Source organism: Vibrio sp. OY15, assembly GCF_000742455.1.
GTDB lineage: Bacteria > Pseudomonadota > Gammaproteobacteria > Enterobacterales > Vibrionaceae > Vibrio > Vibrio alginolyticus.
This window is the reverse complement of sequence record NZ_JPIL01000007.1, coordinates 132,369-147,392: the sequence shown is the minus strand read 5'-3', so window position 1 is coordinate 147,392 and position 15,024 is coordinate 132,369. Positions and strand designations below refer to the sequence as shown.

Genomic DNA, 15,024 nt, shown 5'->3' with positions numbered 1-15,024 from the left:
GGCGGACAATACGTTAGCGTCGCTAGCTGACAACAGCTACACCGTTACGGTAACAGCAACCGATGAGGCGGGGAACCAGGGGGTAGCCTCTGGTACATTAGTTATCGACACTACCGGACCAAGTAATGGTGATGGGAGTAATTCGATCGCGTTTAATGACGGTGGTGATGAGTTGTTAAGTGAGACTGAATCGGTTTCAGTATCTTTATCGGGACAAGTAGAGGTTGGAGCAACCATAGATTCGATTCTAGTCAGTGACGGTAATACCAATATCTCTATTCCTACAACGAATATTACCGTAGACGGCTCGGGCGTAGTTACCGTCAATAACCTTAACTTATCCGGTTTGAGTGATGGTTTGATTACAGTCTTCATGGAAGTGACAGATGCAGTGGGGAACACTGGCACAGTTACTGATACCACCATTTTAGATACATCTGTCAGTGGTGGTGTAATTGGTGAACCGATAGTTAGCTTTGATAGCATCACCACTGACTCTGGTACTGGTGGTGATTTTATCACAAGTGATACAACGTTAGTGTTGACCGGTACCATCAACACTAGTGAAGCTACACTACTTACTGTTAATGTGTCAGGAACAATATATACCGAAGGTACCGACCCAGAGCTAACTATAGACGGTAGTGGTAACTGGGTGCTTGATCTTTCAAATGCTACTCTATCTTTAGGAACACATTCAGTTATAGCCACCGTCACTGATGAAGCCGGGAATAGTGAAAGTAGCCTTGCTCAAGATATTGTAATTCAATCGATTGATGCAGTCGAAGATACTAGCTCTCTAGATATGGGAGATCCTACCGTAACAGTCTCTCCTGCTCAAACGACTCAAGATGTCCAAGTGGTTGGGGTGGCAGAAAGCACTGGAGGCACAGACGCAAGCTCTGCGTTTACAGTGTCTGTAGATCATGTTGGTGAAGTAGCGATTGAGGTCTCGCAAAAGAGCTTAGTTGCTGTGGCCGATGCATACAAAGTTGAGGTGTACAATTCAAACAATGAGCTAGTGTATGCAAGTGTTAGTGCTAATTCTCAATTGGCTGATGTTGGTGGATTAGATGTGTTTAATGTTACAGGTGATGAAACTGTTTCATTCACTGTGGATGGACTAGCGGCAGGAGATTATACGGTCGTTGTTCGCAATGATGAGAGTAAGTTGGAAGAATTGCTCGATAGCGATGGCAATGGTGATGTTAATCTAACCGAGCTTGGTAATGCTGGAGTAGTATTGGGGCCAGATAACCAGGACTCTGTTTTAAATACTGTTGAAGGAACTCTCGGAGTAGTTCTAGGCCCTCCAGTGCGAGGAATTCTGGAGTCTGCGCTGGACACCACGACCGAAATTGGGGCGGGTGAACTTGTAGACGTTTTGACTTTAGGTCTAGACGGGCTTGGCTTGACAGGTAGTTTAGATATCGTGCTGAGCGCTGTTGCTGATGCATTGCTCAGTAATACGTTAACAGTGTTACAAGGCACCGATATTACGACGACAGTCACTGAGTACATTTATAACGGAGAAACTGAGGCGCAAGGCAATGTTATTACGGGTAATAGCAATGGAGAGGGAGCAGACGCTGTTATAGCAGGATCTTTGATCACGGAAGTTGAGAGCTCAACTGGTGAGAGCCTTACCGTCAATGCGTCGGGTGTTACTACTATAGAAGGACAATTTGGCACATTGGATATTGAATCTGATGGTAGCTATCGCTATGTTGCCAATGGTGATCGAGCCTCAGTCGGGCAAAATGAAATCTTTACCTACACTTTATCGGATGGCGAAACATCGGATACAGCAACGCTGACGATTGCGATCTCTGGGACAGATTTTACTGCTGCATCCGCTCAATCAGATTCAGTAGATATGGCATTAGGTGTACAAACCAGCCAAGTAAGTGAGCCTGTGACAGACAGCGATACGCAAGTTCTTGGGCTGTTAGAAGGTGCATCGAGCGATACAACACTATCAAGTATAAGCACGACGAATAACGCAAGCAGTATTTCAAGCACTCCTATTATTGTAGGCAGCGGCTTCAATGGAGAAGTTGTTGTAGAAGTGAACCAAGAAGCTTTAGTGGCCGTTGCAGATGCGTATGTTGTTGAGGTTGTTGATGCCCAGGGTCAAGTCGTTAGACAAGCAATGTCACCAGACAATCCTCTTGTAGGTGACGTTGCAGGACTGACTGTTTTAGGGGTGACTGGTGATGATACTCTCGTGGCTAACTTCTCGGGGTTACCGGCTGGCGAATATTCGGTTGTAGTTCGCAACGATGAAAGTGAGCTGGCAAATCTGTTTGATACGAGTGGTGATAATAATGTATCTCTAACGGAATTGGGCTCAGGTGGCGTGGTTTTGGGCGCAGAAAATCAAGAAGTGCTTCTAGACGCAATTGAATCCGCTTTAAATGGTAACGTTTTGGGCTCTGCAGGTGGATTGGGAGTTGGAAGTGCAGTGCGCACATTTATTCTTGAACCATTACTGGCCAGTGCTGACAGTATTGGCGCGGGTGATTTAGTCGACACCTTAACGACCGGATTGAATGCCATTGGTTTAGCTAGTGTTGTGGATGAGGTGTTGGATATAGTTGCGGACACTTTATTAAGTAATACCTTAACATTACTGCAACGAACTGATGTGACGTCTACCCTCACTGAGTATCAGTTTGAAGGCAGTACAACGGTTAGTGGCAACGTGATCCAGGGTGGGAATGCTGGTGAAGTAGCTGACTCGCTCACGAATGGTGGTGTGGTAACCCAAGTGACTAATAGCGACGGTGATATAGTTACAGTTCTTGGAAGCAGTACATCGGGTGTCGTACTGAGTGGTCAGTACGGTGAGCTTACCGTTTATGAAGACGGGAATTACACTTATGTGGCCAACGGAGCACGTGCTGGCTTAGGTGATAGTGATAGTTTCACTTATACCATCTCAGATGGATTTAGCAATTCGAGTGCAGAGCTAACCTTCAACCTTTCAGGTCAAGGAGCTGCTTCAGATACGGCTATTGCGGGCCTTCACTATGATTACGTTTCAGTTGTTGAACCAGAGATAACTGACGCGCTAAATGTTAGTTGGCTTGTATCATTAGGCGGCTCCCAGTCTGATACATACAGTGTCGAGGTGGCAGCGAACACCACTCAGGATTTGCGATTTACTTTAGATAGCAATGAGTTACTTGGTCTTGGCAGCAACGTTACATTGACACTGGCACAAGATGTAGGTGGCGTGATGACTGAAGTAGAAAGCTTCTCTGATGATGCATTATTGTCGTTAGTCAGTGGGAATAGTGGGCAGGTGATATTTGATGGACTGGCGGAAGGCAGTTATGAAGTTACATTAACAGTCAACGTTCCTGTGGGAGTTGCGGGTTCCTTGGGCGCTAACTTGACATCTATTACGCACTATATGGATCAATATACGGTGGATGAGGTTTCTGTTGCGGAAGGGAACTTATTTGATAATGATGTTCAGTTTGGTACAGATTATAGTCTGTCTGTTTCTGGCGACGGATTGAATTTCGAAACTGTTGCTACCAATACCACTCTAGTAGGGCAATACGGAGCTCTAAATGTTGATGCGCAGGGTAATTACAGCTATACACCGGATAGCAATTTAGCCGTCTTTGGTGGGATCCTCAGTGACTCATTCACTTATGAAGTGGCATACCCCGATGGAACGGTGGAACGAACTCAACTAAATGTCTTTGTAAAGGCAACGGGAGAAGGCGTTCCTGAGTCAGTCACGACTATGATGGAAGCAATGCTCTCGTATACCGCTGAAGAGAGTTCTGACCTCACCTTAATGGAGTCATCTGATGGGCAAGTTGAGTCATTAGCGAGCAGTGACTCAGGTAGCATCGTGATAGATGGAGTCATGTTTAGTAATGCAGGTTCAATTACGCCACCATTAACGAGCGAAGAGGAGAGTAATGTCGGTTACTAAATCTACTATCAGAGCGTCGTTGTTATTGATGAGTTTAGCCTGTAGTAGTAGTTGGTCGGCCTCTTCAATAGAGGCCCCTTCTCTACGGCAACTGGTTATTCAAGGTTTATCTTTGAACCCGAGAGTTAGGGCGATTGAAGCAGAAGTAGAGCAAGCCGATATGAGAGTTGACCTGAGTGAAGGAGGTTACTGGCCAACACTGGATGTGTCCGCGGGACCTGCCGATGGTGTAAAAGGGGATCTTGCTTACAACATAAATGCCAGTTACACCCTTTATGATTGGGGGGCTTTGGATAGTGAAGTGAGTAGCATGAATGCCCGAGCGCGAGAAAAGATGCATTACTTAAGGCAGGTTCGATCCGAGGTAGGGTTAGAAATCATTGAAGCTTACTTTGATAGCAAAATGGAATTACAGCGAAAGAGACTGATACTTGACCACCAGAGCCATCTTGAGAATATAGAGAAAATGGCCAATGTGCGTAGCGGCGGTGGATACAGTGATCGTTCTGAGGTCAATCGAGTCCGTCAAGCTATATACTATAGTGAGCAACAGTGGCAACAAGCTTTGAGCGATGAGCGTCAGGCAAAGCTTCGTTTGGAATTACTGATCCAAAGGCCAGTCAATCGCTTACCTACACTGCCGAACTTTTCTCAAATTCAACAGAACGTACTACCGAGAAAGGAAGATGAATCGACACTCATTAAACAATCACCACAATATATGCAAGCTGTCGAGAAAGTGGAAGTTGCAAAAAATGATGCGAGTCAAGCTAAAGCAGAACAATTGCCGAAACTTGTGCTTGATGCCTACTCTCAGCGTAGAAAAGTGGGAGGTGATTTACTGGAAGATTCTGCTATCGCTGTCAATGTTAGAGCCAGTCTAAAGCAAGGCCCTGCGAGCTTTGACTTAGATGATGTTGAACATTTGCGAGCCGAAGCTGCGAAATGGGATGTGCAATTTACCCAACTCGATATGGCACGAAACATGGGAATACAGCGCGAAACGATGGCGACGCTCGAAAAACAAGAAGGCGCCATTATCAATCAGCTTGATGCAGCAACGAATTTGGTATTAGCGTATCAAGACCAATTTCGGGCTGGTCTAACCACTGTTCAAGAATTGTTGAACGTCGAGCGCGAACGTTTTGAGTTAGCTAATCAACATTTGAATGTTTCTATAGAGCTACTAAGAATTCCATACCGAATTCGAGCTGAGTTAGGCGTGTTGGATTCTTATTTTGCTCCAGAAAGTTATGGGGGTGAATATTGAATCAGACGCAGAGTAAAGACCCACTTAGAGAGGCGCTCGTTAATTATTGTGCATTGATTGGCAAGCCAATTCGCTACAATGTCATTGGTGAAGGTCTACCATTGAAAGACGGGAAATTTTCAATTGAGCTGATTAATAGGGCTTTAGATTCCCACGGAATTTCTTCCGTAATCTTGGAAAAGTCATTAGGAAAGCTGAATAATCAACACTTGCCAGCCCTTCTGCTAACCGAAGACAATGATGGTATTATTCTGCTTAAAGTGAGCGATGAGCAATTCACTACCTATTGTCCTATAACAAAAGGACAAAGAGTTGTTCCTCGTGTTGATATTGAAAGTCGGTATTCCGGTTTCGTTGTTATTGCAAGCGTTTCATATAAATCTGATGACCGTGCAGAGGGGTATGCGGAGCCTTATGAAAAACATTGGTTGAAGTCCCAACTCTTAAAGTGTTGGCCAACCTATATCGATGTTGGTATAGCTTCCTTGTTCGCTAATATTCTGGCTATCGGGACCTCACTGTTTGCGCTACAAGTATACGATAGGGTGGTGCCTAGTGATGCATTCGATACCCTGTTTATATTGACGTCTGGGGTCGTTATTGCAATCGTTTTTGACTTCCTACTACGTATTTTACGTGCCTATTTACTAGATGTGACGGGTAAAAAGCTTGATCTTGAACTCTCATCTCGTTTGTTTTGTCAAGTGTTGCACATGCGCTTAAAAGCCAAACCTCAATCCGTCGGAGCGTTTTCAAGTCAATTAAAAGAGTTCGAAACTATTCGCGAGTTTTTTACTTCATCGACAGCGGCGACTATCAGTGACTTCCCTTTCATTTTCCTTTTCTTGTTAGTGATCTGGTATCTCGGTGGTGCTGTGGTTTGGGTTCCAGTGCTTGCTATAGTATTTATGCTGTTGCCCAGCCTACTTATGCAGGGGAAATTAGCACGGTTATCTAGAGAGGGGTTAAAAGAAGGAGCTATTAAACATGGGCTTATGATTGAAGTGATAGAAAACCTTGAAACAGTCAAAGCTACCAACGCTACTTCGCGCAACCTTTTCCTTTGGGAGCTTCTGACAAAAAAACAAGCAGCTGACAGCATTGATTTAAAAAGCTTGTCTAACAAACTCAGCTATGGTGCATCAATGGTTCAGCAATTGGGATTCATTTTTGTCGTTGTTGTTGGGGTCCACCAGATTAGTGCGAGCGAAATGACCATTGGTGCTTTGATAGCCTGTACCATGCTCACGTCTCGTGCGATTGCACCAGTTAACCAAATTACAGGCGTATTGGTACGCTGGCAACATGTGAAAGTGGCTCTAGAAGGGCTCGACCAAATTATGCAGGCTCCTGTGGAGCGCCCTTGTGGACGCCAATTTGCAGAAAAGTCTAAGTTAAATGGTGATTATCAGTTAGAAAATGTATGTTTGACGTATGGAGAAGAAGGACAAAAAGCACTCTCTATAGAAAAGCTCAAAATTAAAGCAGGAACCCACACGATTTTGCTAGGAGGTAACGGTGCGGGAAAATCAAGCCTCTTACGTGTACTTGCTGGATTAGAAGATATTGATAGTGGTCACTTGTTGATTGACGATATTTCTATGACCCAGCTTGATCCTAGTGACCGACAACGAGACATTGGTTATCTACCACAAGACTCTGCGCTTTTTTACGGTACTTTGCGCGAGAATCTACTTATCGGTGGTGACAGACATTCCGACGACGTCATTTTTGAGGTGCTCGACAATATTGGTTTGGGGTCTGCTGTTCGCTCGCATCCTCTCGGATTAGATATGCCAATTTTAGGAAACCGAAGTTTATCTGGAGGACAACGACAAGCCGTCGCATTAGCTCGCCTCATACTGCAAAACCCAAGAATTGTTTTATTGGATGAACCTACATCAGCGTTTGATCAAAGTAATGAAGAAAAAGTGATTAGGTTTATGAGTACGTGGCTAAAAGGTAAAACCTTAGTGATGTCTACACATAAACGCAGCATGCTCAGTCTTGGCAGTCAAGGTATCGTTCTAAGCAATGGTAGCGTCGCGATGCAAGGTGATTTTGATAAAATATTAGGCATTCAGCAACCAAAGGTGAAAGCATGGGTTCGTCCAGCAAACTGATAGGAGGCGAGCGCATTCTTTCGGCTCGACCTGCATTGTGGTTATGTTCTCTGATTGTTGCCGTTTTTATCCTCTGGGCAGCTTTTTCAGAAATTGACGAGGTAACCCGAGGTGAAGGAAAAATTATCCCTTCTAGTCGTTTACAGAAAATTCAGAGCCTTGAAGGCGGTATTGTACAAAATTTACTCGTAAAAGAAGGGCAGTTGGTCAACGAAGGCGATATTCTGATACATATGGATAAAACTCGCTTTCAAGCTGCTTATCGAGAAGGGCGGAGTCAAGTTTCTTCATTACTCGCGTCAATCACTAGGTTAGAAGCAGAAGTCAAAAATAAGCCTTCATTGACCTTCTCTGATCAGGCGCGTATTGATAACAAAGATTTAGCCTTTGAGCGAGCACTGTTCGAAACTAGGCGAAATAGTAAGAAAGAGAAGATTTCAGGCTTAAAACGCAGAATAATGATTGTAGAAGATCAACTAGCTATCTTAATGCCAATGGTTAAATCGGCATCAGTCAGTAAAATGGAAGCGTTACGCTTAGAGAAAGAATTGGAAGATCTTAAAGGTCAAATAGTAGAAGTAAACAATAGCTATATGCAGGACGCTTACACGGAATTGACACAGAAAAAAGCGGAGCTTAATGTTCTTAACGAAGCCTTGGTACAGCGGCAAGATCAATTACTGAGAACAGAAATAGTTTCACCAGTAAAAGGTATGGTTAATGATATTGTCATCACGACAAAAGGAGGTGTTGTCCAGCCAGGTGAGCCGATAATGTATGTGCTGCCTATTGATGAGCAGTTGTTAGTCGAAGCTAAAATTGCACCAGAGGATATCGCGTTTCTTGCCCCCGGTATGCCAGCAAAGGTAAAAATTACGGCCTATGACTTCTCTATTTATGGTGACTTAGAAGGAGAGGTTATTCAAATTAGTCCCGATACTATCGAGGAAGAGACGTCTCAAGGAAAAGTTTATTTCTATCAAATTCTCGTTAAGACCGAGACTAACTTTCTCGAGAAGGAGGGCAAGCAGTATCCAATTCGCCCAGGAATGATTGCCCAGGTCGATGTATTAGGAGGGAAGAAAACGGTTCTTAATTATTTACTCAACCCGCTACTCAAGGCTAAATTAAATTAAATGACAGGCATTATTTTAGCAAACGACAAAGGTAGTTAGTTTTCCCGTTACCTACCTAATTCAACTAAATATGACCAAGTACCCAAATGATCGCTATGTGTGATGCTCTAGATTAAAGTTTATACAGAAGCTTTACTACGATACTCCAAAGATCTATGTGGCTTGTATTCCTTAACGAATAGATGAATTTTTTGAGCTCAATTGAAAAGGTGATGGTTGGAACGGTAACACTCTATCGAATCAACGGACTTAAAGCGAGACATACTTCATCGAGCATCAAAAAAGAGTCGCTACCCTGGCGACTCCTTGTAAGTTACACAACGCTTACTTATTCAGCATTATTTTATTGGTGCATCCGCTCTTTCTCATGAGCTTTGAAGAGTTGCAACACTCAAAACTAAAGGGTAGAGCCAATATATGGCAGTGACTGTGAGTAGAAAATACTTAGGATCTGTTTTAACCCACTTAGAAAGAACATAGATAATGACCGACGACAAAACATCAAAAAGATGAGGCTCTCTGATGTTAAACATACTGCTCACAGTAATTAGAGTGATCGATATGAGCCCATATATAAATCGTTCTTTCTTTCCTTTTAACAGAGTAAAGTACAGGGTAATGTATGATGTTACTGCCATCATCCAAATTAAATATGGCAACTGCTACACGCTCCACCTACTGAGACACCTAGAGCACCTCCTCCAAATTGACCAGCCCCAATCAATGGGCCTAATGCACCACCAAGGGCCCCTGAGAACGCTCCAATGACCATGGGTCTAAGGCCTGCACTAGGGTTCGAAGCTACAACTCCCATTCCACCCAAGATTGCTCCACCAATAGCACTCGGTATCCAAACGGCTAAAGGGGCACTTCTTTGATTTACATTTGTTTTTTTACCACCATAATCTCGAACCACAACGATGCCTCGCTCTTCTTTACTAACTACAGAGCCTCCAGAGTTTGCAACAACCAGTCTACCAGTAGTGATTAGGTACCCGTTAGGATAAACAATATGGGTTGAGTCTTTTGGACTAACAACTTCAACTGGGCTTGATGATAGATTAACAAATGTGATCTGAGCACCTTTTTGATGCGTATGACACACTTTTGGACATAAGTTCGTTAGAATACATACCCCAAAGTAGCCATAGATTTATTCAACCCTGCCTGAAAATGAGCAGCCGCTCCCGTTAATCAGAATGATAAATGTCCAATAGAGATACATGAAACAGCCAACTGTAATCACAGTTGGCTCAGTATTCCCCCTTGAACTTTTAAGCCTTATATTGACTAGAGCTGTTAGTTCGGAAAGTGTTTATTTAAGAAGTCCAAAACATGAGTAACGTACTTCTCGGTATCAAAGACAGGTGCACTGTGTCCTACACCTTCTTCAATGAAAAGTTGGTTGGTAACTCCATGCTCATCAAGCTTAGCCTTAAGTATCTCACTTTGAGATAGAGGCACTCGCTTATCCAAGGTGCCGTGTAACTGTATATATGGTGGAGTATTTTCATTCACATAACTCGTCGTTGATGCTTTCTTGGCAAGCTTTGGAATATTGTTTGGAATATCTCCTAAGAAACGGGATACAGACGATTTTTTGCTGGTTTTCTTGCCACCTTTATTACTTAACTCAAGTAAATCGGTAGGGCCAAAAAAGCTCACTACGGCTGAGACCTTGTACTTTGGTGGCTCATAGAAATCTACTTGGTGGTATGCCGAGTTAGTCGCACCAATAAAGCCAGCGAGGTGCCCACCAGCAGAGCGTCCCATTATCACAACATTGTCCGCTTTAATACCGAGCTTTTCAGCATTGTCGTACAAATAGTTCAGTGCATCATTAATGTCTTGTACTGGTTGAGGAAAGATCGCTTCTCCACTTAAACGATAATCAACTGAAGCTAGCGCATAACCTTCATTCAACACAGACTGAAGTAATAATGGGTTCTTTTCTGGGATGGCGTCTTTGCTCCCACGTTTCCATGCACCACCATGTACCCAGACTAATAACGGGTACTGAGTATTTGATTCAACCGAAGGAGCATAAAGATCGAGTTTAATCTCTCTTTCACCTACAGTTTTGAACAAGATATCCTTCTCTACATTGAACTCCCCAGCCAAACAGACAAAGGGCATAAGTAGCAGAGAGGTCATCGCAGACTTAATTTTCGTATTCATTGTTTTGTTATTCGCTTAAAAAAGTAAGTAGATTAGAAAGTCGCTTCAGCAGCTAACCAGTAGCGTCGGCCATCTTCAATGTAGCCAAACTCTTCCTCTGTGATTTGCTCATCGAACAAGTTATAAACCGCTGCCATTAACTTCACATTCTTAGTTACACGCCAGTTCACACCGAGATCTACGTAAGTAATAGAAGGTGCCAACGTTCTTGTGCTATCACTAGTGATGTTGTTTTTCTCTTTGCCTTGATAGTTCATGCGGGCCCATGAAGCAACATCATCACGCACTGCCCAATCACCATTAAGTGAGAAGATATGTTCAGGTGCTTGTACAAGAGGCAAGCCATCATCATCGTCATTAGTGTTCTTTTCACTACGAGTATACGAGTAGGTTGCACTTAGTGTAATTGACTCTGTAATACCCTTAGATACGGAACTTTCTGCACCATAGCTGTTCGCATCATCAATGTTGACGTAAGTGCGGTCGCAACTTCTGCTATCAGTACACGTCGGATCGACAAACTCACTTTCGATCTTGTCTTTGAAGTCGCTGTAAAACAAAGTAATGTTTGCAGAAAGGTCTCGCTCATTAACGTAATACAGTCCCATCTCTGTATTGATGGAGGTTTCTGCTGTTAAGTCTGGATTACCGTAAATAGAACAACGCCCTCTACAGCTCTCTTGAACCCACTCTTCGTCCATTTGTGTCAAACTAGGTGCTCGATAACCCGTAGACACACCACCTTTTAGCGTCCAACTAGGGTCAATAGACCAGACCCCGTAAGCTCTTGGGCTAAATTGCCCGTCAAAGATCTCATTGTCGTCGTAACGTAAACCAAGGGTGAGAGCGAATGTATCCGTGAGATACCACTCGTCCTCAGCAAATACTGCCCATTGCTTGTTTTTAGAGGTCAATGACAGTTTATTATCAGTCAGATCCTTTTGCTCGAAAGATGCGCCCAGTGTTAAGTAGTGAGCATTAAGAGGCAGACCCCATTGCGTATTAATTTGACTATTCTCGACTTCTTTATCTGCACCGATATTTTTTACTGTTTCATTACTGATAAATGAAGAACTTGTACCCCAAGAGTAGTTTCCGTCGTGGCTAAAACCAATAGATTGGCGTTCATATTCTCGTACTGCAACTTGAGACTCTCGCTCCACTGATTTACCTAGAGTGGTCTCTCGCTCTTGGTTATGATTGGTGAACTCCAGAGTAAAAGTGTCATCCGAGGTAGGTGTGAGGTACAAAGAAGCTCGATAGTTGTCGAGAGTCTTACCTGCATAACCACCTTCAATTTCATCTTCTTTTCTTTCCTGATACAGTCCAGTCAAAGAAGTACTCAACAGACCATCAATGACAGGGCCAGCAAGGTAAAGCTGCCCTTGATAGCTATTTCCAGATTTTGAATTTTCTTGAAGCGTCGTTTCTGCACGCAAGCTTCCGTGCCACTCTTGATAATTTTTACGCGTAATAATATTAATCACACCCCCCAAAGCATCAGACCCATAAAGGGTTGACATAGGGCCACGTACAACTTCAATACGTTCAATTGCACTCAACGGGGGAAGCCAGTCTTGTTCAGTAAACGTACTACCATTAGTTTGAGTTTCTCGACCAGACTGCTTCCTGCCATCAACAAGAATGGCCGTATATTGAGCAGGCATACCTCGAATTGAGATATCTTGGCCATCACCACCTCCTGTAACGGTTACCCCAGGTATATCACTTAAAGCATCAGTCAAATCTTTATATGAGCGATTTTCAAGTTGCTCTCGGGTGAGAACACTTATTGTTGCTGGCGCTTCTGTGACATTCTGTTCGTAACCAGAGGCTGTAACCACTACGGTTTCCATTGCTGTTGTATTGATACCAGTCTCAGGTAACTGGTCATTTGCAACAACGACCATAGGTACAGTAATACAAGCAGAAACAACTGATGTAGAAAATAGAGAGTATGTGAAAAGAGGCTTCATATTGAATAGGCTTAAAATGTAATTGCATTTAATAATTATTATCAATTAAACCTGATTATCATAATCACTGACAAGTTAATCACTATCGAGAAAAGAGAATATCACTATCCAATATACGAATAGTTAACCACGAATTACCCGATATAAGCATTTAAGCTAAAGTATCGGTTCCAACATAGAGCTGTTTAAAGATCTCTCGTACCCATTCACACATAGGATCATCGTTAAAGCGTTTGTGCCAATATAGGAAGACTTCTTGAAAGTCCAACTGTAGCTCGGCAGGTACTTCTCGAACGATCAAGCGAGGGTCTTGACAAGCTGCCTCTGCAAAAGGTGTCGGTAGATGAAATATAATCTCAGTCTCCGCAGCGATACTTGGAGCAGAACTAAAGTTATTCAGTTGCACTGGCGCTGATAAACGCTTTTTTTTGTTCGCTAACCCTAGCTCTTGGTATTTATGCTCAAACGACAATCGCTTCTCACCCTGCAAAGAGACTTGTCCAAAGTCAAATTCGGCCAAACGCTCTGGAGTTAGCTCTAAATCGGCCAGTGGATGATAGCGGCTCATAAGCAAACGGAAAGTACGCTTAGCAACAACCATTCGATAGATATTTTGCTCAGAGCTTGGCGGTTGATGAGAGGAAAGTGCGAAATGAACATCTCCAGCCACCAACGCATCAAAATGACGTTTTGGTGCTGAGTCCAAACTGACCTTAAGGTTTGGAGCCTCTTGCCGAATCTTAGCGATAACCTTAGGCATTAAGGTATTAATCTGAGGAAGAAGGCCGTAAACCTTAACGGTGCTTGATACAGTGCTCGGATCAAACGAGTCTCTATGGGCAAGTTTTTCTAAACTGGTAATCACATTATTGATGTCTTGCCTTACTGACTCTGCTTTTGGAGTCAGTTCATAGCCGTATTTCTTGCGCACCAGTAATTCGTCATTAAAGAAAACTCTCATTTTTTGCAGTGCTCGACTTACCGCAGACTGGCTCATATTTAAAGCCATAGCGGTGTTAGATACATGCTTTTCTTCGAGCAAGTGCTTTAAAACAAAGAGCAAATTCAGATCAATTTGAGATAAGTTCACGTCAATACCACCCATCAAGCTTCCAGTAGGTGGTATAGTACATAAATCTCTAGAGTTTGAGGTAAGTATTTTCGATACTACAAGGCACTATTGAAACACAATTCTGGTAACAGGACTGTCTCCGTGCTAACACGAAAAGGGGCAGAGTCGTGTTTGCCGAGATTGGCTTCAGAACGTCCTTGGACAACAACGCTGGTTGAGCTTTAGGTCACCACTCCATTCAGAATCTTAAAGGCAAAATGAACTTTACCGATTCGCGGTGCTCAAAAGGTGAATATTTTAACTTTTATATTAATTTTAAGGGATTGAAATGGGCCTGATTCGGATAATTCTAGTAATACCGCTACTTATTGTTGGCGTCGCCAAAGCGTCTTCTACTATCCATAGTATCGAGCGGCAAGATGGCTCATCGTTAATTTATTACCTCACCAAAACGGCGGAAAATCCGAGTAATACCTTGTTGGTTATCATGCAAGGCTCTGATTGCAATAGCGTCTCCCACAGCACGACGATTAATGACCTATTTTCTCAAACGGCGCCAGAGGCTGATTTACTCACGGTAGAGAAATACGGGCTAAACCAAGCGATCAGGTGGAATCCCGATGGCGATAGCCCTGATTGCCCGACAGCGTACATTCAAAAGGATTCACCGACACAGCGCACGGCAGACTACCGACAAGTGATCGAAAGACTCGAGAGTAATTATGAGCACATTATTGTACTTGGCGGGAGTGAAGGGGCCGTAGTTGCCGCCATGGTCGCGTCACAAGTTCCATCGGTTGATAGCTTAGTGTCTTTGAACGCTGGTGGGCGCTTCTTCGTTGATGATGTTCTCTATAATATGGAGCAAACTATGCCATCGGAAGCCTTGATAGATGCAAAAAATGGTTTCTTGGGTTTTCAGCAAGCCGTGGTAAGCGCTGAAACAATGGACATCAATATGAGCTCCCATGGTTTTGCTTGGTGGAAAGAGATGCTGACGTTAGACCAAAGGACGATACTTGAACGGGTCAGTGCCGACATTCTCATTTTGCAGTCGGAGCGAGACATTAACGTTTCACCTGATCAGGCGAAACGACAAGCAGAGCAACTGATGCAGTCGCGTTCGAACGTGTCGTTTGTGTTACTCGCTGGTTTGGATCACGCTTTTCAAAACCAGCGAGGAGAAAGTGAGATACCAGCCGTTATCAAACAGATTCGAGCATGGTTAGAACGAACTTAGTTAGCACAGGAAGAAAAAGAAATGGGGTAAGGTCTTGCGTTTTGCCACACATTACTTTTGCATATCAAAACTAG

9 protein-coding genes are annotated in these 15,024 nt (G+C 43.4%); 5 read left to right on the top strand and 4 right to left on the bottom strand.

The window, feature by feature from the left end; all coding sequences use genetic code 11:
* From IJ23_RS10305 to IJ23_RS10290, 4 genes are all read left to right on the top strand, one after another.
* Positions 1 to 3,955, top strand: a 3,955-nt coding sequence (locus IJ23_RS10305) for a beta strand repeat-containing protein (protein ID WP_200877251.1), incomplete at its 5' end; no start/stop codon positions are given.
* The gene (locus tag IJ23_RS10300; protein ID WP_033906201.1) at positions 3,942 to 5,225 is read left to right on the top strand and encodes a TolC family protein; all 1,284 of its coding nucleotides are present in this window, start codon (positions 3,942 to 3,944) and stop codon (positions 5,223 to 5,225) included. The genes IJ23_RS10305 and IJ23_RS10300, both read left to right, overlap by 14 nt.
* Positions 5,222 to 7,348, top strand: a complete 2,127-nt coding sequence (locus IJ23_RS10295; RefSeq protein WP_050550079.1) for a type I secretion system permease/ATPase — start codon at positions 5,222 to 5,224, stop codon at positions 7,346 to 7,348. Before IJ23_RS10300 ends, IJ23_RS10295 begins: the two co-directional genes overlap by 4 nt.
* Positions 7,327 to 8,484 carry an HlyD family efflux transporter periplasmic adaptor subunit gene (locus IJ23_RS10290; RefSeq protein WP_050550078.1) on the top strand — a complete coding sequence of 386 codons (1,158 nt, stop codon included), beginning with the start codon at positions 7,327 to 7,329 and terminating at the stop codon, positions 8,482 to 8,484. Before IJ23_RS10295 ends, IJ23_RS10290 begins: the two co-directional genes overlap by 22 nt.
* A gap of 646 nt (positions 8,485 to 9,130) precedes the next feature.
* On the opposite strand, the gene IJ23_RS10280 is transcribed toward IJ23_RS10290, so the two are convergent.
* The 4 genes from IJ23_RS10280 to IJ23_RS10265 form a co-directional block, all read right to left on the bottom strand.
* Positions 9,131 to 9,589, bottom strand: a complete 459-nt coding sequence (locus IJ23_RS10280) for a hypothetical protein (RefSeq protein ID WP_033906198.1) — start codon at positions 9,587 to 9,589, stop codon at positions 9,131 to 9,133.
* Positions 9,590 to 9,783: 194 nt separating this feature from the next.
* A complete protein-coding gene (locus IJ23_RS10275; RefSeq protein ID WP_033906197.1) occupies positions 9,784 to 10,662 on the bottom strand; it encodes an alpha/beta hydrolase in 879 nt (292 codons plus the stop codon).
* A 32-nt stretch (positions 10,663 to 10,694) separates the two neighbouring features.
* The gene (locus tag IJ23_RS10270; RefSeq protein ID WP_033906196.1) at positions 10,695 to 12,638 is read right to left on the bottom strand and encodes a TonB-dependent receptor domain-containing protein; all 1,944 of its coding nucleotides are present in this window, start codon (positions 12,636 to 12,638) and stop codon (positions 10,695 to 10,697) included.
* 151 nt (positions 12,639 to 12,789) lie between these two features.
* Entirely contained in the window at positions 12,790 to 13,743 is a 954-nt protein-coding gene (locus IJ23_RS10265) for a LysR family transcriptional regulator (RefSeq protein WP_017819843.1), read from the bottom strand.
* Between the two features lie 295 nt (positions 13,744 to 14,038).
* Between IJ23_RS10265 and IJ23_RS10260 the strand changes: the two genes are divergently transcribed.
* A complete protein-coding gene (locus IJ23_RS10260; protein WP_005380666.1) occupies positions 14,039 to 14,950 on the top strand; it encodes an alpha/beta hydrolase in 912 nt (303 codons plus the stop codon).
* Positions 14,951 to 15,024: the final 74 nt, after the last annotated feature.